This is a genomic window from Roseovarius maritimus, assembly GCF_043355895.2.
In the GTDB taxonomy this organism is placed as follows: domain Bacteria; phylum Pseudomonadota; class Alphaproteobacteria; order Rhodobacterales; family Rhodobacteraceae; genus Roseovarius; species Roseovarius maritimus.
Window position 1 is genome coordinate 455,133 of record NZ_JBHFPF020000002.1, and the last position, 19,373, is coordinate 474,505.

General features: G+C 66.5%; 22 protein-coding genes. 2 read left to right on the forward strand and 20 right to left on the reverse strand.

What is annotated here, in order from left to right; translation table 11 throughout:
* Positions 1–144 precede the first annotated feature (144 nt).
* The 11 genes from ftsA to ACEWPM_RS07090 form a co-directional block, all read right to left on the reverse strand.
* Entirely contained in the window at positions 145–1,476 is a 1,332-nt protein-coding gene (gene ftsA / locus ACEWPM_RS07040) for a cell division protein FtsA (RefSeq protein ID WP_393963345.1), read from the reverse strand.
* Positions 1,473–2,378, reverse strand: a complete 906-nt coding sequence (locus ACEWPM_RS07045) for a cell division protein FtsQ/DivIB (RefSeq protein ID WP_393963344.1) — start codon at positions 2,376–2,378, stop codon at positions 1,473–1,475. Before ACEWPM_RS07045 ends, ftsA begins: the two co-directional genes overlap by 4 nt.
* Positions 2,366–3,286: a D-alanine--D-alanine ligase gene (locus ACEWPM_RS07050; RefSeq protein WP_393963343.1), complete on the reverse strand. Its 921-nt coding sequence runs from the start codon at positions 3,284–3,286 to the stop codon at positions 2,366–2,368. The genes ACEWPM_RS07045 and ACEWPM_RS07050 overlap by 13 nt, the downstream gene beginning before the upstream one ends.
* An 88-nt stretch (positions 3,287–3,374) precedes the next feature.
* The gene (gene murB / locus ACEWPM_RS07055) at positions 3,375–4,340 is read right to left on the reverse strand and encodes a UDP-N-acetylmuramate dehydrogenase (protein ID WP_393963342.1); all 966 of its coding nucleotides are present in this window, start codon (positions 4,338–4,340) and stop codon (positions 3,375–3,377) included.
* 8 nt (positions 4,341–4,348) lie between these two features.
* A complete protein-coding gene (locus ACEWPM_RS07060) occupies positions 4,349–4,627 on the reverse strand; it encodes a hypothetical protein (RefSeq protein ID WP_393963341.1) in 279 nt (92 codons plus the stop codon).
* Positions 4,624–4,899: a DUF2484 family protein gene (locus ACEWPM_RS07065; RefSeq protein WP_393963340.1), complete on the reverse strand. Its 276-nt coding sequence runs from the start codon at positions 4,897–4,899 to the stop codon at positions 4,624–4,626. Before ACEWPM_RS07065 ends, ACEWPM_RS07060 begins: the two co-directional genes overlap by 4 nt.
* A gap of 3 nt (positions 4,900–4,902) precedes the next feature.
* Positions 4,903–6,318: a UDP-N-acetylmuramate--L-alanine ligase gene (gene murC / locus ACEWPM_RS07070; RefSeq protein ID WP_393963339.1), complete on the reverse strand. Its 1,416-nt coding sequence runs from the start codon at positions 6,316–6,318 to the stop codon at positions 4,903–4,905.
* Positions 6,319–7,422 (reverse strand): undecaprenyldiphospho-muramoylpentapeptide beta-N-acetylglucosaminyltransferase, encoded by a 1,104-nt coding sequence (gene murG / locus ACEWPM_RS07075; RefSeq protein WP_393963338.1) that lies wholly within the window; start codon positions 7,420–7,422, stop codon positions 6,319–6,321.
* Positions 7,419–8,585 (reverse strand): peptidoglycan glycosyltransferase FtsW, encoded by a 1,167-nt coding sequence (locus tag ACEWPM_RS07080; RefSeq protein ID WP_393963337.1) that lies wholly within the window; start codon positions 8,583–8,585, stop codon positions 7,419–7,421. Before ACEWPM_RS07080 ends, murG begins: the two co-directional genes overlap by 4 nt.
* A gap of 168 nt (positions 8,586–8,753) precedes the next feature.
* Positions 8,754–8,894, reverse strand: a complete 141-nt coding sequence (locus tag ACEWPM_RS07085) for a hypothetical protein (protein ID WP_393963336.1) — start codon at positions 8,892–8,894, stop codon at positions 8,754–8,756.
* On the reverse strand, positions 8,891–9,181 hold the full coding sequence (locus ACEWPM_RS07090; protein ID WP_393963335.1) for a redoxin domain-containing protein: 291 nt from the start codon (positions 9,179–9,181) through the stop codon (positions 8,891–8,893). The genes ACEWPM_RS07085 and ACEWPM_RS07090 overlap by 4 nt, the downstream gene beginning before the upstream one ends.
* Before the next feature lie 126 nt (positions 9,182–9,307).
* On the opposite strand from ACEWPM_RS07090, the gene ACEWPM_RS07095 reads away from it, so the two are divergent.
* Complete coding sequence (locus tag ACEWPM_RS07095; protein WP_393963334.1) at positions 9,308–10,498, forward strand: BaiN/RdsA family NAD(P)/FAD-dependent oxidoreductase; 1,191 nt, start codon at positions 9,308–9,310, stop codon at positions 10,496–10,498.
* Positions 10,499–10,606: 108 nt separating this feature from the next.
* Here the strand turns inward: ACEWPM_RS07095 and map are convergent, their stop codons facing one another.
* The 4 genes from map to ACEWPM_RS07115 form a co-directional block, all read right to left on the reverse strand.
* The gene (gene map / locus ACEWPM_RS07100) at positions 10,607–11,431 is read right to left on the reverse strand and encodes a type I methionyl aminopeptidase (protein ID WP_393963333.1); all 825 of its coding nucleotides are present in this window, start codon (positions 11,429–11,431) and stop codon (positions 10,607–10,609) included.
* A 75-nt stretch (positions 11,432–11,506) separates the two neighbouring features.
* Positions 11,507–12,466: an OmpA family protein gene (locus ACEWPM_RS07105; protein WP_393963332.1), complete on the reverse strand. Its 960-nt coding sequence runs from the start codon at positions 12,464–12,466 to the stop codon at positions 11,507–11,509.
* The gene (locus tag ACEWPM_RS07110; protein WP_393963331.1) at positions 12,463–13,203 is read right to left on the reverse strand and encodes a GNAT family N-acetyltransferase; all 741 of its coding nucleotides are present in this window, start codon (positions 13,201–13,203) and stop codon (positions 12,463–12,465) included. Before ACEWPM_RS07110 ends, ACEWPM_RS07105 begins: the two co-directional genes overlap by 4 nt.
* Complete coding sequence (locus ACEWPM_RS07115; RefSeq protein ID WP_393963330.1) at positions 13,200–13,919, reverse strand: competence/damage-inducible protein A; 720 nt, start codon at positions 13,917–13,919, stop codon at positions 13,200–13,202. Before ACEWPM_RS07115 ends, ACEWPM_RS07110 begins: the two co-directional genes overlap by 4 nt.
* A 65-nt stretch (positions 13,920–13,984) precedes the next feature.
* Between ACEWPM_RS07115 and sfsA the strand changes: the two genes are divergently transcribed.
* Positions 13,985–14,692 (forward strand): DNA/RNA nuclease SfsA, encoded by a 708-nt coding sequence (gene sfsA, locus ACEWPM_RS07120; protein ID WP_393963329.1) that lies wholly within the window; start codon positions 13,985–13,987, stop codon positions 14,690–14,692.
* Positions 14,693–14,697: 5 nt separating this feature from the next.
* On the opposite strand, the gene ACEWPM_RS07125 is transcribed toward sfsA, so the two are convergent.
* The 5 genes from ACEWPM_RS07125 to ccoG are packed head-to-tail and all read right to left on the reverse strand — an operon-like array spanning position 14,698 to position 19,363.
* A complete protein-coding gene (locus tag ACEWPM_RS07125; protein ID WP_393963328.1) occupies positions 14,698–14,892 on the reverse strand; it encodes a hypothetical protein in 195 nt (64 codons plus the stop codon).
* A gap of 2 nt (positions 14,893–14,894) precedes the next feature.
* Positions 14,895–15,074 (reverse strand): cbb3-type cytochrome oxidase assembly protein CcoS, encoded by a 180-nt coding sequence (gene ccoS, locus ACEWPM_RS07130; protein ID WP_393963327.1) that lies wholly within the window; start codon positions 15,072–15,074, stop codon positions 14,895–14,897.
* The gene (locus tag ACEWPM_RS07135) at positions 15,071–17,185 is read right to left on the reverse strand and encodes a heavy metal translocating P-type ATPase (RefSeq protein WP_393963326.1); all 2,115 of its coding nucleotides are present in this window, start codon (positions 17,183–17,185) and stop codon (positions 15,071–15,073) included. The genes ccoS and ACEWPM_RS07135 overlap by 4 nt, the downstream gene beginning before the upstream one ends.
* Positions 17,182–17,658 (reverse strand): FixH family protein, encoded by a 477-nt coding sequence (locus ACEWPM_RS07140; RefSeq protein WP_393963325.1) that lies wholly within the window; start codon positions 17,656–17,658, stop codon positions 17,182–17,184. The genes ACEWPM_RS07135 and ACEWPM_RS07140 overlap by 4 nt, the downstream gene beginning before the upstream one ends.
* Before the next feature lies 1 nt (position 17,659).
* A complete protein-coding gene (gene ccoG, locus ACEWPM_RS07145; RefSeq protein ID WP_393963324.1) occupies positions 17,660–19,363 on the reverse strand; it encodes a cytochrome c oxidase accessory protein CcoG in 1,704 nt (567 codons plus the stop codon).
* Positions 19,364–19,373 lie beyond the last annotated feature (10 nt).

Below are 19,373 nucleotides of genomic sequence, written 5' to 3' on the forward strand. Positions count from 1 at the left end.
TTCGCGGGCCATTTTTCTGCCTTAATTGGAATTATTACCGGGGATTACCCGGATCGTCACCTAAAAAACGCTCTTTCTACACCAAATCTAGTCATTTTTTCGCGCTTTTTCGCGGGATTTTGCCGATGACACCCGATCTTGCGGTCACCAGTTGTCCTTGAACCATTTCACCGCGCGTTTGAGCGATCGCTGAGGATAGCGGTCGACCGGCAATTCGAAGTCCCACCATTCGTCCTGCGGGTTGGCAGCAAAGAGGCACATGCCCACCGCACTGGCAAATCCCGCGCCCGTCGCCGCCTGTGGCAACCCGTGCACGCGCAGGGGCCGTCCAAGGCGCACCTGCTGGCCGAGGATGCGCGAGGCCAGTCCGTCGAGACCGGGGATCTGGCTGCCCCCGCCCGTCAGCACGATCTGCTGGCTGGGCAGGCAATCGAAGCCCGCGGCATCCAGCCGCGCGCGCACTTCCTCCAGGATCTCCTCGACGCGGGGGCGCATGATGCCGATCAGCTCGGCGCGGCTGACGCTGCGGCGGTCATGGTCCCAGTCGCCGGTATCGCCATGGATCTCGATCATCTCACGGTCGTCCATCCCGGTGGCGACGACGCCGCCGTAGAAGGTCTTGATCCGCTCGGCGGTGGCCGTGGGCACCGACAGGCCCATGGAGATGTCGGACGTCACATGCTCGCCGCCCATGCGGACGCTGTCGCAATAGATCATGTGCTTCTTGATGAAGATCGATATGCCGGCGCTGCCGCCACCGAGGTCGATACAGGCGGCGCCCAGTTCCTGCTCGTCCTCGACGAGGCTTGAGATGCCCGCGACATAGGCCGAGCTGGCGACGCCCGCCAGTTCCAGATCGCAGCGCTTGACGCAATGGGCAAGGTTCTGGATCGCGGCGCCGTCAACCGTCAGCATATGCATGTCGGTGCTCAGCGTGTTGCCGATCTGACCGCGCGGATCGATCAGCCCCGAGCGGTGATCAAGCGCGAAATTCACCGGCTGCGCGTGGAGCACCTCGCGCCCGTCGCCGAAATCCGGGACCTCGCAGGAGGACAGCACCCGGCTCACATCCTGTTCCGAGACGTTATGTCCCTCAAGCTCGACCTGCCCGGCCAATCCGTAGCTGCGCGGGGAGGCGCCGGAGAAGCACGCGATGACATGATCGACGCGCATGTTCGCCATCTTCTGCGCGGCCTGAACCGAAGTTCGGATGGCGCGCTCGGTCTCGGCCATCGCGTCGATCTCGCCGAAACGCACACCGCGCGAGCGGGTGGTAGCCGCGCCGATGACGCGAAAGCCCGCCTGCCCCGCCATTGCGCCGATGCCGTCATCCTTGCGCGGGCTGGTCCCGTCGAAGCGCAACACGAGGCAGGCGATCTTGGAGGTGCCCACGTCCAGCACCGCCACGACGCCCCGCTGCATTGCCGCGCGCCGCATGTTGCGCATCGCGCGCTGGGATTCATAAAGTTCGATCATTCTGCGCCTGTCCCCGTCTTTTCATTCCGCACGCGCCACCATTCGGTCTTGGCTCGCTCTTTCATTCGCAGCGTCGGGCGATCCGACAGCCGCATGTCCACCACCGCGATATCGCGCTCCAGCATGTCCTGAGCCTCGCTGAGCACGATCACGCGCTCGAGCGCGCGCACCGGATCGTCCTCGGGCAGAAGGATGCGCTGGTCTCGGTCCAGCACCAAATCCCAGCGCCGCTCGCCCATGCGCACGAGGCCCCGCAGCCGTCCGGCAAGCGGCGCGGCGGCGGCGCGGATAGCCAGCGCCTCGGCCACGGCCTCTTCGGCGCCGGGGCCGGTCAGCACGGGAAGGTGGGGCCGCTCGCCGCGATGCGCAGCGGCATCCAGCGCAACGCCAGCCTCGTCCACGACGATCAGGCCGCCCTGCACGCGGATCATGGCGGCAGGGCGCCGCTCGCTGATGCGAATTTCCAGAACGCCGCCCTGGCGCACGCGCACGGCGGCGGCGGCAACGGCCGGAATTTCCTCGACTGCCAGACGTACGGCGTCGAGGTCCATGTCGAAGGAGCTGGCCGGAAGCGTATAGGCGAAGCTATCGCGCACGTCTTCGGCTACCCGGTCGCTGGCGCCCTCGACGGACATCAGCTTGACCATGAATTCGGGGCGTGTCTGGATCTGGTGACGCAAATCGACAATGGCCAGCCCTATGCGCTGCTGCACGGCGGGGTCCGAGAAATACCAGGTCCCGATGCCGAAGCTGAGGCAGAACGGAATGCCGAAACGCAGCATCCGGCGATACATTGGCGTCAGCAGCACGCGCTGCATCCGGTAGGACCAGCGCGACGGCGCGGGATCGGCCTTGGCGCCCGTCTGGCGGGCACTGCTTTGGCGGAGGCTCAGCGATCGCATGAGGCGTCCTCCACCATCCAGCGGCAGAGCGCGCCAAAGCTCATGCCTGTGGCCTGCGCCTGTTCCGGCGAAAGCGAGGTGGGCGTCATGCCCGGCTGCGTGTTCGTTTCGAGCAGGATCAGACCCGCCTGCCCCTTGCTTTCGTCCCAGCGGAAATCGGTGCGGCTGACACCCCGGCAGCCGAGGATTTCATGCGCCTTGAGCGCGTAATCCATGCACAGATCAAAGATGTCCTGCGGGATCCCGGCGGGCACGACATGGCGCGATCCGCCCAGCTCGTACTTGGCCGAGTAATCATACCAGCCCTCGGTGATGATGTCGGTCACCGTCAGTGCGCGGTCGCCGACGACCGTGGTGGTCAACTCGCGGCCGGGCGCATAGGCCTCGACCATCACGCGCTCGGGCATGTCATCGCTCAACTGCGCGGGGCCGTTGGCGTCCTCATGCACGATATAGACGCCGACGCTGGAGCCTTCATTATAGGGTTTGACCACGTAGGGCGGCTGCATCGGGTGCGCCGCGCGCACGTCATCGCGATTGGCAATGATACTGGGCACGACCGGCAGGCCTGCGGCGCGGTAGGCGGATTTGGTCGCCTCCTTGTCCATGGCGAGGGCCGAGGACAAAACGCCCGAATGGGTGTAGGGGATGCGCAGCCATTCCAGCAAGCCCTGCACGCAGCCATCCTCGCCCCAGCGGCCATGAAGCGCGTTGAAGACGACATCGGGTGCAATCTGGGACAGTTTTTGCGCGAGGTCCGCGCCAGCGTCCACCTCGGCTACATCATAGCCTTCATCCCTCAGCGCGGCGGCGCATTCACGCCCTGATGACAGCGACACGTCGCGCTCTGCCGACGACCCGCCCATGATTACCGCGACTTTGGGGTTTGTTCTGCTCGAACGAACCACCGATCTGCCTCAATGTCCCGGGCCGTTTGCGGCCCTTTTTTGATTTTTGGCCGTTCACGGCCCTGTTTTTATTGGTATCGGGCTGTTTTCAGCCCTGGTCTTTTTGGTCTTTCTTAGTGTCCTGTGCGGGAGCACCTCCCGAAGGGGCCGGTTCGCCGACCCTCATGATTTCCCACTCTAACTCTATTGCGCTGGTTTGAAAAACCTTTTTTCTGACATCTTCGCCCAGCCCCTCCAGATCGGCGGCCGTGGCGCCGCCGGTATTGACCAGAAAGTTCGAGTGCATCGGGCTCATCTGCGCGCCGCCGCGTCGCGCGCCGCGCATGCCGGCGTCGTCGATCACCTTCCATGCCTTGAGATCATGGACATCATCCGCCGCGCCCGTGCTGCTGAACCCTGCCGGATTGCGAAAGGTGCTGCCGGCGGTGCGGTCCTTGGTCGGCTGCGTCTCGTCCCGCTTTTTCAGCTGCGCCTCCATGCGCGCGGCCAGATCGGCAGGATCGCCCTCAGGCCCGGTCAGCGTGGCCGAGGTCAGCACCCAGCCCTCGGGCAGATCGGTCTGGCGGTAGCGGAAATTCAGATCCTCCGCCCCCAGCGTGACAATCTCGCCCTGCCGCGTGACCGCGCGGGCACTGACAAAGACGTCAGCCGTATAGGTGCCATAGCAGCCCGCATTCATCCTGAGCGCGCCGCCAATGGCGCCCGGAATGGTGCGCAGGAAAGTCAGATCGACCCCCGCCTCCGCCGCGCGCCGCGCGACATGGGCATCGAGCGCGGCGGCACCGGCGGTGACACGGGTGCCGTCGACCTCGATGGTGTTGAAGCCGCGCCCAAGGCGGATCACCACGGCGCGCAGCCCTCCATCACGCACGATCAGGTTGCTGCCGACGCCCATGGGAAAGACGGCGATGCCTGGGTCCAGATTGCGTAGGAATTCTGCCAGATCCTCTTCATCCGCAGGCTGAAACAGCCAGTCGGCAGGTCCGCCGACGCGCAGCCATGTGAGGTCCGCAAGGCTGCGCTGCGCCGTCAGGCGCCCGCGCGGGGTGGGCATGGGGCGGCTCATTTCTGGACTGCGCGGCGGACAAGGCCGACGATCAGGCCGACCAACGCCCCCATCATCCAGACGGGCAGGATCAGCCCGGTAAAGATCGCCGCACCCGGCCCGGCCTGCAACGCGTAGGCTGCCCATCCCAGAGCGACGACGACGGCACCGCAAACGCCCCAGCCGATCAGCGCGGCATGGCGGCTGTGCTGCATCGCCACGCGGTAGAAGATGCCCGCGCCCACGCAAAAGGCGGCAATCATCAGAAGGGTCAGCGTCGGCGGCAGGCCGGTCATGGATCTTCGGCCAGTTCAGGCGCGGGGGCGGCCCCGTTTCTGCGCAGCCAGCGCCACAGATAGATCACCGGCCAGCGCAGCATCGACATGGCCGCCAGAAGGCACAGCACACCCATCAGCGGACCGGTCTGATACGTCACATAGCCCACGATCGGGATTCCCACCGCGATCAGGACATAGGCCGCGCGCCAATGTTTGTCCCGGCTGGGGGTCATCGCCAATAGGTTGGCACCAAGCGCCCAGAGGCAGGCCAGTATCAGCGACGCGGGCATGGGCTATCCTTCCTGCATTTCCGAGACTTTCAAGGCGTCCGGCAGGCGGTTGGCCCAGCCGCTGATCGTGCCCGCGCCAAGGCAGACCACCATGTCGCCGGGGCGGGCATGGGCGCGGATCAGGTCGGCCAGATCCTCTTCGCCTTCGATGGCATGGGCGTCGCGGTGGCCTCTATCAATGAGGCCCGCGACCAGATCGTCGCGGCTGGCGCCCTCGATCGGATCCTCCCCCGCCGCATAGACCGGCGCGATGGCCACCACGTCGGCCTCGTTGAAGCAGGCGCAGAACTCCTCGAAATGGTGATGCAGGCGGGTGTAGCGGTGCGGCTGGTGCACGGCGATGACGCGGCCCTCGGTGGCATGGCGCGCGGCCTTCAGCACGGCAGAAATCTCGGTCGGATGGTGGCCGTAATCGTCGATGATCGTGACGCCATCCACCTCGCCCACGCGGGTAAAGCGGCGATTGACGCCGCCGAAGCTGGCCAGTGCATCGCGGATCTCGGCCGTTTTCATGCCCAGATGGCGCGCGATGGCCACGGCGCTGAGCGCGTTCGAGACGTTGTGATCGCCCGGCATCGGCAGGGTGCAGCCTTCGATCATCTTGCCTTCGGCCTGCAGCGCCACGTCGAAATGTGCGACACCCTTGGCATAGCGCAGGTTGACCGCGCGCACATCGGCCTGCGCGTTGAAGCCGTAGGTCACGACGCGCCGGTCGGTGATCTTGCCCACCAGCCGCTGCACATCGACATCATCGGTGCAGCAGACGGCGAGCCCGTAGAAGGGGATATTGCTGACGAAATCCTCAAATCCCTTGTGCAGCGCCTCTTCCGTGCCCCAGTGATCCATATGCTCGGGGTCGATATTGGTCACGATGGCGATGGTGGCGGGCAGCCGGTTGAAGGTGCCGTCGCTTTCATCGGCCTCGACCACCATCCATTCGCCGCCGCCGACGCGCGCGTTGCTGCCATAGGCGTGGATGATGCCGCCATTGATCACCGTGGGATCGAACTGGCCATAATCCAGCAGCGCCGCGACCATCGTGGTGGTGGTCGTCTTGCCATGCGTGCCGGCGACCGCGATGTTCGACTTGAGGCGCATCAACTCGGCCAGCATCTCGGCCCGGCGCACGACGGGCAGGCCCTGGCGGCGCGCCTCGTCCAGTTCGGGATTGCCCGGCTTGATTGCGGAGGAGATGACGACCACCTCGGCGTCCGCGAGGTTCTCGGCCCGCTGGCCTTCGAAGATCCGCGCGCCCTTTTCGGCCAGACGATCTGTCAGCGGCGAGCGCTTGAGGTCAGATCCCTGCACCGTGTAGCCATGGTTCAGCAGCACCTCGGCAATGCCGGACATCCCGATGCCGCCGATACCGACGAAGTGAATGGGGCCGACATCGCCGGGAAGTTTCGTGGCTGCGTTCATCTAGCCTTGGCCTTTCTGTGCGATGCTTTGGACGAGGTTCGCCAAATGCTGGGTCGCATCCGGCATGGCGCAACTCAGCGCCGCGCGCGACATCTGCGCCGCGCCTTCGGACTGGGTCATCACGGTTTCGATCTGCTGGGCCAGCGCCGTGTGATCCAGCCTGCTTTCGGGCACGATGATGGCGGCGCCCGCCTCTTTCAGCCCCTGCGCGTTGGCGGTCTGGTGATCGCCCGCGGCAGCGGCGTAGGGGATCAGGATCGACGGGCGGCCGATCACGGCGATATCGGCAATGGAGGACGCGCCCGCGCGGCTGATGATCAGCTGTGCCTCGCTCATGCGCCGCGGCACATCATCAAAGAATTCCTGCACATCGGCGTCGATGCCGTTCTCGGCGTAGTAGTGGCTGACCCGCTCCAGATCCTCGCCGCGCGCCTGATGCGCGACGCGCACGTTGCGCAGCAGATCCATCGGCAGGGCGGCAATGGCGGGCGGCACGACATCGCTGAGGATGCGCGCGCCTTGGCTGCCCCCGATCACGAGGATCGACATGGGATAATCGCCGGGCGCGATATAGCCCGCGCCAGCCCGCTCGGCCACGGCGGCGCGCACCGGATTGCCCACATGGTAGCCCTCGACGCCCTCGGGCAGATCGGTGGGCCATGTGCCGCAGGCCACCGCATCGACGCGCTTGGCAAAGACGCGGTTGACGCGGCCCAGCACACCGTTCTGTTCATGCACGGCGCGCGGAATGCGCAGGATCCACGCAGCCGCCAGCGCCGGAATGCTGGGATAACCGCCAAAGCCAATCACGACGTCGGGCCGCTCGCGCAGCATCCGCCATGTCGCAGCCACCGTGCCCGCCGCGATGCGCAAGGGCGCCAGCAGCTTGGCCGCCAGCCCGCCGCGCGCGAAACTGGCGCTGGCAATCTGCTCGATCCGTGTGCCTTCCGGAAAGCCCCCGGTATAGCGCGCGCCGCGCGCGTCGGTGCTGAGGCGCACCTGCCAGCCCTCGGCCAGCATGTATTCGGCGAGCGATTGCGCGGGGAACATATGCCCGCCGGTGCCGCCAGCGGCCATCACGATGAGGGGCTGGCGCGCGCTCATCGCGCCCGCCCTCGCAGGATATCCCCGATCTCGCCCTGGGGCCGCGAGCGGGTGAAGGCAAAGAGCATCCCCACCGCGATCCCGCCGGCGATCAGCGAAGAGCCGCCATAGCTGACGAAGGGCAGCGTCATGCCCTTGGCTGGCAGAAGGCGCACGGCAACGCCCATGTTGATCATCGCCTGCACGCCAAACATGCAGGCAAGGCCGGTGCCCGCGAGGCGGATGAAAGGATCACGCTCGCGCATCAGCCGCATCAGCGAACGCACGACGACCGTGCCGTAAAGCGCGATGATGCAAAGGACCAGAACCAACCCGTATTCCTCGGCCGCGACCGCGATGATGAAATCGGTATGTGCATCGGGGAGTGACCATTTCACCGTCCCCTCTCCCACGCCGACGCCGAAGAACCCGCCCTCCTGAATGGCATTCGTGGCAAAGCCCAGCTGCGTCGTCGGATCAACGTCGGGCGACAGGAAGCCGTCGATGCGGCGCGCGAAATGCTCGGAATTGGAATAGGCCAGCGTGCCAACCAAGACGACCCCGCCCGCCATCAGCGCCAGCAGCAGGATGGGAGCCCCGGCGACGAAATACATCACACCCCAGGCAAACAGCACCAGCGACGCCTGACCGAAATCCGGTTGCAGCGCCAGAAAGGCCACGATGATGATTGCCAAAATGAAGGACCAGCTCAGGCCCGGCGGCCCGCCAATCTCGCGGCTGGCGGCCATCATCCAAGCAGCGACCACGACAAAACCGGGTTTGAGGAATTCCGAAGGCTGCACCGAGGCGAAGCCAAGGCTGTACCAGCGCACCGCGCCCTTACCGAAATCCGTGCCAAGAAAGGGCAGCATCATCAGCGCGGCAAGAGAGGCCAGAAAGCCGATCACGGCAAGACGGCGCACCAGCAAGGGCGACATCATCGATGTCAGCAGCATGGCCAACATCGCGAGGCCGCCAAAAAACATCTGGCGCTGAACGTAATGGAACGGGGCGAACCCGTTCTTTTCCGCCAGAGGCGGCGAGGCCGCAAACCCCAGAAGCAGGCCGATGCCGAACAGCATCAACACACATGACATCGACCATTTGTCGATCGTCCGCCACCACTTGGGAAGGACCGGCTCGACATCCCGAACGGGTGCCGATCCATAGACCATTTCTGTCATTTGAGCCGCCGCATCTGCCTCGAACACCGCCCCTTTGCGGGGTCTGTTTTGCCAGCTTAGCAGCAATGGCAGGTTCTGGAAAGCCTCGTTTGACGCGGCAGCGCCGCCTTTTCGGCCCGCGCCGGCCCCGCGATCCCAGGGGGTCAGCGCAGCGTCTTGCAGCGCGCGCTATTCCTGATGGGTGCCGCGCACCGGGTAATCCTTGTCCCGGACGAAGGCGAGGCCACGCGCCAGCCGCGTCAACTCGGGCCGCGCAAAAGGCGCGCACGAGACGTCGACGATCTGCACCTTGCTCGCGCCATTGATCACGAAGACCGCCGGTTCGGGGAAAGGCCGGTCTTCTCGGCTATCTTGGTGGCCTTTTCCTCGGGATCGCCCGACAGGGCACCAACATCGACGCCCGCGTCAAGAAACTCCGGCTTAATCTCTTCCAGCTGGGTGAGGTATGTCTTGCAGATCGGGCAATGCAGTCCGCGATAGACGACGACCGCCCGCCAGTCATGGCCGCCGTCGGGCTGGCCCAGCGTCAGCGTGCCACCCCCGAGGCGCTGCACCTGCGACCGCGGAAAATCCTGCCCTGCATCAAGCGTATTCATCGTCTCTCTCCAATTCTGATGGTCATCTCACACCAGACCTGACTGCCCGCTTCTGGGTCACAAGCCGCAGGTGGCGGCCATCACACGATCTTGACCGCGCCGGGCGCTTCGGGCATCGCGTGGCCCATGCAAGTCGATACGCTGATCCTGGGCGCCGGAGCCGCCGGCATGATGTGCGCGGCCCACTCTGCGGGCCGCACGCTGGTCATCGACCATGCCCGCGCACCGGGCGAGAAGATCCGCATCTCGGGCGGTGGGCGCTGCAACTTCACCAATATCCATACCGAGCCTGCGAATTTCCTCTCGGCCAACCCGCATTTCTGCAAATCGGCCCTCGGGCGCTATTCGCCTTGGGAGTTCGTCGCGCTGGTCGACGCGCATGGCATCAGATGGCACGAGAAAACACTGGGCCAGCTATTCTGCGACGTGACGGCCAAGGACATCGTCACCATGCTGCGCACCGAGATGACCCGCGCGGGCGCCGATCTGTGGCTGAGAACCGAACTGACTGAGATCACCCATGACGGCAGCCAGTTCCGCGCACGGGTGACGCGCGAGGGCGCCCAGCACCACATCACCGCCCGCAATCTCGTGCTGGCCACGGGCGGCAAGTCGATCCCCAAGATGGGCGCGACCGGCCTTGCCTATGACATCGCCCGCCAATTCGGCCTGAGTGTCACGCCGACGCGGGCGGGCCTCGTGCCCTTCACCTTCCCGGATGGACGCTTTGCCGACCTCTCAGGCACCGCCCTGCCCGTCCGGGCCAGTGCCGGCGGCGCGTCCTTTGACGAGGCGATGCTTTTTACCCATCGCGGCCTCTCCGGCCCCGCCATGCTGCAGATCTCGTCCTATTGGCAGGAGGGCACCCCCATCACGCTCGATCTCGATCCCGGCGGCACACTCTACGAGACATTGCGCCATCAGCGCGCCCAATCGGGCCGCCACCAGCTCACCACCGAGCTTGCGCGCCACCTGCCTGCCCGCCTCGTCGCGGCCTTGCCGCAGCAGACCGGCCTCAGCCTCACCGGCAACCTCGCCGATCAAAGCGACGCGGCCCTCGGCCAGCTTTGCAGCGCACTGCAGGCATGGCAGCTGACCCCCGGCGGCACCGAGGGCTACCGCACCGCCGAAGTGACTCTCGGCGGCATCGACACGGATGGCATCAGCTCGAAAACGATGGAGGCGCACACACAGTCCGGCCTTTACGTCATCGGCGAGGCGCTGGACGTGACGGGCTGGCTCGGTGGTTACAATTTCCAATGGGCCTGGGCGTCGGGCATCGCAGCAGGCCGCGCGATCAGCCAGCGCCGCGCATGATGCGCCGCATGCCCAACTTCATCTTGGTAAAAATACTCACTGTTCCAAAGATTTTTCGCGAAAAACCTTGGCGCCGCGCGCCGCATCGGCGGCGCGCAACTCCTTGGCTCAGGCCTTGGTCGGATGAAACAGCCCGCCGGGCGAGAGGGTGAAAATCTCGGCCCCGTCTGCCGTCACGCCCACCGAATGCTCGAACTGCGCCGACAATGACTTGTCGCGCGTCACCGCGGTCCAGTCATCGGCAAGCGTCTTGACCTCCGGGCGGCCCAGATTGATCATCGGCTCGATGGTAAAGAACATGCCTTCTTCCAGCGTCGGCCCCGATCCGGGGCGCCCGAAATGCACCACGTTGGGCGGTGCATGAAAGACGCGGCCCAGCCCGTGACCGCAGAAATCGCGTACGACCGACATCCGGTGCCCCTCCGCATAGGCCTGGATGGCGTGGCCGATATCGCCGAAGGTGTTGCCGGGACGCACCGCGTCGATCCCGATCATCAGCGCGTCATGGGTGACCTGGATCAGGCGCTCGGCCTTGCGGCTGAGAGTGCCCGCGACATACATGCGGCTCGTATCGCCGAACCAGCCATCAACGATGACGGTCACGTCGATGTTCAGGATATCGCCGTCCTTCAGCACCTTGTCACCGGGGATGCCGTGACAGACGACGTGGTTGACGCTGATGCAGCTGGCATGGCGATAGCCCTTGTAGCCGATCGTCGCGGACTTGGCGCCAGCCTCGTTGACCATCGCTTCGATCATCTCATCCAGCGCGCCGGTGGTTTGCCCCACGGTCACATGCGGCGCTATATCGTCAAGGATCTGCGCGGCAAGGGCGCCCGCCTTGCGCATGCCTTCGAAATCCGCCTGATCGTGGATGCGGATGCCATCGCGCGTGGTGCGTCCGCTGTGCTTGTTCTGCATATCGGGCCTCATGTCCTTGCGTATCGCGCCCTACTTAGTGCCCTCGCGCGAAAAGGGCCAGAGGGTGCCGCCACACTGCCCCAAGGATCACTGCCCGCTCAGCAGAACCGCTTCGACCCGCCGGTTCGCCTCGCGCCCGGCCGCGTCCGTATTCGGCGCCTGCGGGGAGAGATAGGCGATGCCATCGGCCTCCAGCTGGTCGGCGGGGACATCCAGCGTCTCGACCAAGTGCTCCATCACTGCCCGCGCGCGGCGGCGCGACAGCACCAGATTGGCCTCGTATCCGCCCACGGTATCGGTATGGCCCACCAACGCGACGCGGCGCGAGGCATCCTCCATGAGAAACGCCGCCAGCGCCTGCAAGGACGCGTAAGGCCCTGCGCCAAGGCCTGCGGCCCCAGTACCGAAATCCAGGTCGCTCAGAATGACATGGCCATTCGCCCTGAGCGCCGCCACCAGCGCGGCATCGCCCACCTCGGCGCCGACCTGCGGACCGGATGACGCCGGCTTCTCGGGCGCCACGCCTTCGCCGCCCGTCTCGACCGCGCCCGTGGGCGTGATCCGTGTCACCTGCACATAGGTCGTCGCCCCTGACCGGCTGACCAGCAGCGTGACATAGCGCGCATCCGCCCCCGTCCCGCGCCGCGCCGACAAGAACCGATAGTCGAAGAGGTCGACGAACATTTCAGGTGGCGGCATGACCGGCAGCCCAAAGCGAAAGTCAAAGCCCCCGCACGCGGTGTCCTCGCAGCGGTAGAGCGCTTCAAACTCCGCCGCCTCGATCTGGGCAGCCAAGGTGTTCATGAGCTGCAGAGTGGTGATCGAACTGCCGGAAAGGCGCCACGCGCGGCGGGTCATCTTGCCCTGCGCCGTTACCGTCTGGGCCTGCCCGGCCGCCCAAGGGCCAGTAGGCACCGGATGGCTGCCCGGCGCGCTTTGCAATTCGCGTACCATCTCGGCATTGGATGGAAGCGTCAGCTGCTGCGCGCCCGCTGGCAATGCCACGGCAAGCGCGGCGCAGGTGAAAAATGATGCGCGGCGCATCATGCGGCCTCGCCCGGATGCTGGCGGTAGTGATATCGCCCCACCAGCGTCATCCCCATCCCGGAATACAGTGCATTGGCGGCCACGTTCTGCGCGGTGCAAATGACGGATAGGATCTCGGCCCCCTCGCCGCGCGCCCAGATGGCCGCCTCGGTCATCAGTGTGCGCGCCACGCCGCATCGGCGATGCTCGGGCAACACCTCCAGCGTGTGCACCATGGCCGTCTTGCCATCCATCGCGGCAAAGCCCGTGGCCGCCGCGCGCCCAGATGTTCGTCCCAGAAGCGCAGTCTTGGGGCCACGTACGCGCTCCATCACCGCAATCCGCGCCGGCCCGATGCCGCCGCTGGCCCAGATATCGCGCTGGATCGCCAGAGGCTCCCACAAGTGAAAGCTGGCAGTGGCTTCGGGCGGGGTCAGGTCCAGATCGGCAAGGGCGATCGCGTATATGTTGACAGGATCGACGATGTCGTAGCCCGCCTCCTCCAGCAGCGCATCCAGCGGCGCATCACCCTCGCGCAGCATGAAAAGCGGACGCTGCCCCATCTTGCGCATCGCCGCCTCGGCCTTGGCCACATCCTGTGCGCCCACATCACCGCGGGCCGTCGCCGCCGACACGCGCTTGCCCCCGCCCTGCCCGTCGCGCAAGGTCCACGGCCCCTCTTGCCACCGGGCGGCGGGGGGCCATGTGGCCTCGATCACATCATAAAGCTGCGCCGCGCCCGGCAGGGAGGTTGTCACCCGAAGAGGTCCTTCATCTCGGCCAGCGCCGCGTCCAGTTCGGCCGTGTCCTGACCGCGTGCAACGATGTTCGTGCCATAGGCGCCCTGCCGCTGGTAGGGGTAGGAGCCGAAGCTGAGCGTCGGAAAGCGCGCCGCAAGCTCGGCCAGCGGCGCGGCCACATCACCCTCGCCGCGCTGCACATCCATGCTGCGCGACACCACGGGCGCGCCGCCCGTCAGCATGGGTACGACCGAGGCAACCATTGCGCGAAAGATGCTGGGCACCCCCGCCATCACATGCACATTCCCCAGGATGAACCCCGGCGCCGCACTGACCGGGTTGTCGATCAGCGTGGCGCCGTCGGGGATGCGCGCCATGCGCAGGCGCGCCTCGTTCAACTCGATCCCGGCCCTGTCGTAATGCTCGGCCAGGATGGCGCGCGCATCCTCGCGCACGTCGATCTTGCGGCCCATTGCCCGCGCCACTGCGTCGGCGGTGATGTCGTCGTGGGTCGGGCCAATCCCGCCCGAGGTAAAGACATGGTCGTACCGCGCGCTCAGCGTCTGGACCGCCGAGATGATCGCCGCCTCTGTATCGCTGACGACGCGCGCCTCGCGCAGGTCGATACCGGCCTCGGTCAGCATCCCGGCAAGATGATGCGTGTTGCTGTCATGGGTACGGCCCGACAGGATCTCGTCTCCGATGACCAGCATCGCGGCGGTGGGGTTGGGCATCTGGCCTCCTTCATGCGTCACGGGCGCGCTTGATCGGCCCTTGTCTTGGGTATAGGCCCCGGCACATGCGGTTTCAAACCCCACTTTTGCGCGCAAGGCTGCTGCGGCGCTACAAGCGTTTCCTGGCCGATATCCGGCTGGAGACGGGTGAGGAGGCCGTGGCCCATTGCGCCAACCCCGGCAAGATGACCGGGCTGGCCGAGCCCGGCAGCACGATCTGGGTCGAACGGAACGACGATCCCCGGCGCAAGCTGCGTTATGCATGGCGTCTGGCGGGTTTAACAGACGGACATATGGCCTGCGTCGATACCGCCGCCGCCAACCGCGTGATCCGCGAAGCGCTGGAGGCGGGCGCGATCCCCGAGCTTGCGGGCTATGGCACCCTGCGCCCCGAGCAGAAATACGGCACCGCCAGCCGCATCGATTTCCTGCTGCAAGACGGCGCAGGGCCGGACGCCTATGTCGAGGTGAAATCGGTGACGCTCTGCCGCCAGAGCGGTCTGGCGGAATTTCCGGACACCCGCACGTCACGCGGCACGCGCCATCTTCAGGAACTGGCCGAGGTCGCGCAGTGCGGTCAGCGCGCGGTGCTGCTCTACCTGGTTCAGCGCAGCGATTGCAGCCATGTCACGACCGCCGCGGATATCGACCCCACCTATGCGGCTGCGCTGGCCGAGGCCCGCGCATCGGGCGTCGAGGTGCTGGCCTTCCGCGCGCGGATCTCGCCCGAGCAGATCACGCTGGGTCCTGCCCTGCCCGCCCCGGCGCAGTAAGACGCCTAGCGGCGGGATTTCCACATAAGCCAACCGATAAAAAGCAGCGCCGCGCCACCAAGTGCGGTGAAGTATCCCACCGGAATCAGCCATCGCGGCAATCCGGTAGCCGTGGCGAGGAATGTCAGGGCCAAACCCGCAACAACCGCCAACAGCGAAACCCACGCAAGGCGCGAGCGCGTCAGGTAACTGGGTGCCATTTCTAGTCCTCCTTGGACGAAGGCTCGGGCGCGCGTGGTGCATCGTCATCATCCAGCAGAATGCGCGCGGCGTCACCTTCCAGATCTTCGTACTGGCTATGACGTAGCGTCCAGATACAGGCGACAAGGCCAAGCGCCCCAAGAAAGACGGAAACGGGAATGAGGACGATCAGGATATTCATCGGCGCACCGCGTTCATGACAACCGTGACCGAGGATAACGACATCGCCAGCGCGGCGGCAAGCGGCGAGGCAAACCCGGCCAGCGCGATGGGAATGGCAATGGCGTTATAGCCCGCCGCGATCCCCAGGTTCTGCCGGATCCGCCGCAGTGCCATGCGGGCCGAGCGGAGGGTCTGGGGGATGGCCATCAAGTCGCTGGCCAGTATCAGCCCATCCGACGCGACTCGCGCCGCGTCCAGCGCGCTGGCAGGCGCAAGCGACACATGCGCCGCCGCAAGCGCTGCCGTATCGTTCAGCCCGTCGCCCACCATCAGCACGCGGCGGCCCGCTTTGCCCAACTCCTCTACCAGCGCGGCCTTGTCCTCGGGGCGCATGGCGGCGTGAACATGGGCAATGCCCAGCTCATCGGCCAGCTTGCGCGCGGGCCCCGTCCGGTCGCCCGACAGCATCCGCACCTCGTAGCCCGCCTTGCCGAGGGCCGCGACCATGCGCGCGGCGCCGGGGCGAAGCGCTTCGGTCATCGGCAGCGGGGTGATCTGGCCCTCGATGGTCAGCTCGGTGCCCTGCGGCCCGCGCGCCAACGATACCGGCGCTCCGTTCCACATCCCGCTGACACCCTCGCCGGCGACCTCGCGAATATCGCTCACGTCGGCGGCGGCGTGGCCCGCCAGCGCGGCGGCGATGGCGCGCGAGACCGGATGATCCGAGGCCAGCGCCAGCGCCAGTGCGACGCCGGTCGCGTCCTCGTCCAGCTTGGGCAACTGGGGCGTGCCCTGCGTCAGCGTGCCGGTCTTGTCCAGAAGCACGCAGTCGACATCGGCCAGACGCTCAAGCGCGGTTTCGGACTTCAGCAGAACCCCGCTGCGGAACAGGCGTCCCGTCACGCTGGCAGTGACGGCAGGCACGGCAAGGCCGAGCGCGCAGGGGCAGGTGATGATCAGGACCGCCGTGGCGATGCCGATGGCCAGATGCATGTCGCCCGTGCCGATATACCAGCCAACAAAGGCCAGCGCGGCCAGGCCATGAACCAGCGGCGCATAGAGGCGCGCGGCGCGGTCGGCGATGCCGGAATAGCGGTGGCGGCCCGTCTCGGCCACCTCGACCAGCGCCGCAAGGCGGCGCAGCGCGCTGTCCTCGGCACGCGCGGTGGCGCGCAGGATCAGCGGCGCCTCCATCACTGTCTCGCCCGCGCAAATCACCTCGCCGGGGGCCACGCGCACCAGCGCCGACTCGCCCGTCAGGGCCGATCGGTCGAGCGTCGCCGCCTCTTCGGCCACACCATCCACGGGCGCGCGCGCGCCCGTGGAAAGCGCGATACGGTCGCCCGGCGCGATATCAGCCACGGCGACCGTGCGGCGCGCATCACCCTCCAACAGCGTTGCGCGCGGCACTTCCAGCGCGGTCAGTTCGGCCGCCGCCGAGCGCGCAGTGGCGCGCGCGCGGTGGTCCAGATAGCGCCCTGCGAGGAGGAAGAAGGTCAGCGACAGCGCCGCGTCGAACCACGTATCGGCGCCCGCGCCGAACATCGTCTCATGCAGCGAAGTGGCGCAGGCCAGCGCGATGGCCAGCGCGATCGGCACATCCATGTTGACGCGCCGCGCCCGCAGCGCGGAGGCGGCGGAGGCAAAGAACGGCACGGCGGAAAAAGCCAGTGCAGGCAACGCGATGGCCGCCGAAATCCAGTGAAACATCGCCTCGGTCGTGGCGCTGGCGCCGGACCATACGGCGACCGAAAGGGCCATGACGTTCATCATGGCAAAGCCCGCAACAGCAATGCGCGCGAGAAGCGCGCGGCCCGGATCGTCGGCCTCGCCGCTCAGGGCGGAATTGTCCAGTTCATGCGCCTCGAAGCCGGCAGCGTCCAGCGCGGCCAGCGCGGGCGCGGCGCCCAGCCCCGGCTGGGTCACGATGCGCACGCGGCGGCGGCCCAGATTGACCCGCGCGGCGCGCAAGCCCGGCACGTTCGCCAGCGTGCCCTCAACCCCCGCGATGCAGGCGGCGCAGCTGATCCCCGGCAGCGACAGGTGCAGCACCTCGCCCGAGGCATCCCGCGCCGTCTGCGCCGCCGAAGGCGCGGCCGAGCAGGCCGGGCATGCGGCGAGTGCGCTCATCGCGGCACCCTCAGGGGGATGCGGCGCCGGAAGGGCGTGCCATCCTCGGCCCGCAGATCGATCCTCAGGTTCCAGTTACCCGGCGCCAGGTCCACGGGCGCGACATAGCGCATGCCGTCCCACTCAAAGGCCGGCGTGCGGTCCTCGGTCACGGTCGTCGCGCGGCCCAGAGTGGCCTCGACGATTTCCGGCGCGACCGCGTTGCCGTAGGCATCCACGATCTCCAGCGCCAGCAGGCCGTCCGCCAAATTCAGACCCACGTCCCAGCCCAGCGCATCCTGAGCCGCGCGGTCCTCGTCGAATGTCTGGCTGGCCACGTAGGAACTGTCGGTTTCGATCCCCGGAAAGGTGCGCACCGCGCTGAAGGCGAGCCAAAGGTTGACGCCAATGATGATGACAAAGCCCCCGACGAACATGGCCAGGACATGCCAGCCCGTCAGGCGGCGCTCACCCCGCGTTGCCGCTTCGCCCATCTCAGCTCTCCTTGCCATTGAAAATGGTATCGCGATACGCCCGCTCGCCCGAGGCCGTGTCCTCGACCCAGAAGCGGAACGGGCTGCGTTCGGCATCCGCCGCCGGTGTGCCCGGCTGGGCGATCACATAGACCCGCTGCAGCATGGTGGAGTCGGCGGGCACCTCGACGGTCGTGCCCTCGGCGCCTTCCAGCGCAATATCGAGCGCGCCCTCGGAGGTCAGCGACAGCTGGAAATCACGCGCCTCGCCATGCTTGTTACGCAGACGAATATCGTAGGTGTTGCGGATCGAGCCGTCAGATAGCGTGACGTAGGTCGGATTGCGCACCGGCGCGACCGTCAGTTCGATCTCGGGCCGGATGAAGAGCGCAAAGACCAAGGCGATTCCGATGGTTGCCCAGATCGCCGTATAGATCAGCGTCCGGGTGCGCAGCACATGCTTCCACACCGGCTGCGGCTGCCAGTCGCGGCTGTGGGGCGTGATGAAGGGCGCATCGGCGGCGTTGGGTGCGGGCGCGGCGTCGCCGGCGACGGACGCCGTCGCGGTACCATCCGAACTCACGTCCGATCGCGCGGCGGCCGTTGGCGCGGGAACGCCCGTTTCGGCGCCCTCATTCTCGGGCGCATCGGTGCCCATGGGGCGCACCGGCGCATGCTCGCCCGGCAGCACCGGGGGGCGGTCGTCCAGCGCGAGGTAGTCGATCAGGCCACGCGGGCGGCCGATCTTGGCCATCACCTCGTCGCAGGCGTCGATGCAGAGCGCACAGGTGATGCACTCCATCTGTTGCCCTTCGCGGATGTCGATGCCCATCGGGCAGACGTTGACGCAGGCCATGCAGTCGATGCAATCGCCCAACTCTTCGCCGGTGCGCGACATGCGGGGCGCCGCGACATCCTTACTGGCGCCGAGGCCATAGCGCACCTGCTGCGCGTTGCCGACATCATCGGCCACGGCCTTGCGTTTCGCACCACCCCGGCCGCGCGGCTCACCGCGCCAGTCGCGGTATCCCACGGTCAGCGTGCCCTCGTCCATCATCGCGCCCTGGATACGCGGCCAGGGGCACATGTAGATGCAGACCTGCTCGCGCATGAACCCGCCAAAGACGAAGGTGGTCGCCGTCAGGATGCCGATGGTGATATAGGCCACTGCGGCCGCGTTCCCGGTAAAGAGCTGCACCGCCAGCGTCGGCGCGTCGGCAAAGTAGAACACCCATGCGCCGCCCGTCGCGATCGCGATCACCAGCCAGATGACCCATTTGGTCACGCGCAGGCGCCATTTATGAAAGTTCCACGGCGCCTTCCAGAGGCGCAGTCGCGCGTTTCGGTCGCCCTCTACCCATCGCTCGACCAGGAGGAAGAGATCGGTCCAGACGGTCTGCGGACAGGTATAGCCACACCAGACCCGGCCCAGCGCCGAGGTAAAGAGGAAAAGACCCAGCCCCGCCATGATCAGCAGGCCTGCGACGAAATAGAATTCGTGCGGCCATATCTCGATCCAGAAGAAGTAGAAGCGCCGCGACGCCAAGTCGACCAGCACGGCCTGATCGGGCAGGTTCGGGCCACGATCCCAGCGGATCCACGGCACGAAGTAATAGATGCCCAGCGTGATCGCCATGATCCACCACTTCAGGCGCCGGAAGAAACCCGAAACCCGGCGCGGAAAGATCGGCTCCTGCGCGGCGAAAAGAGGGGGATTGTCGGACATGGCTGTCGCT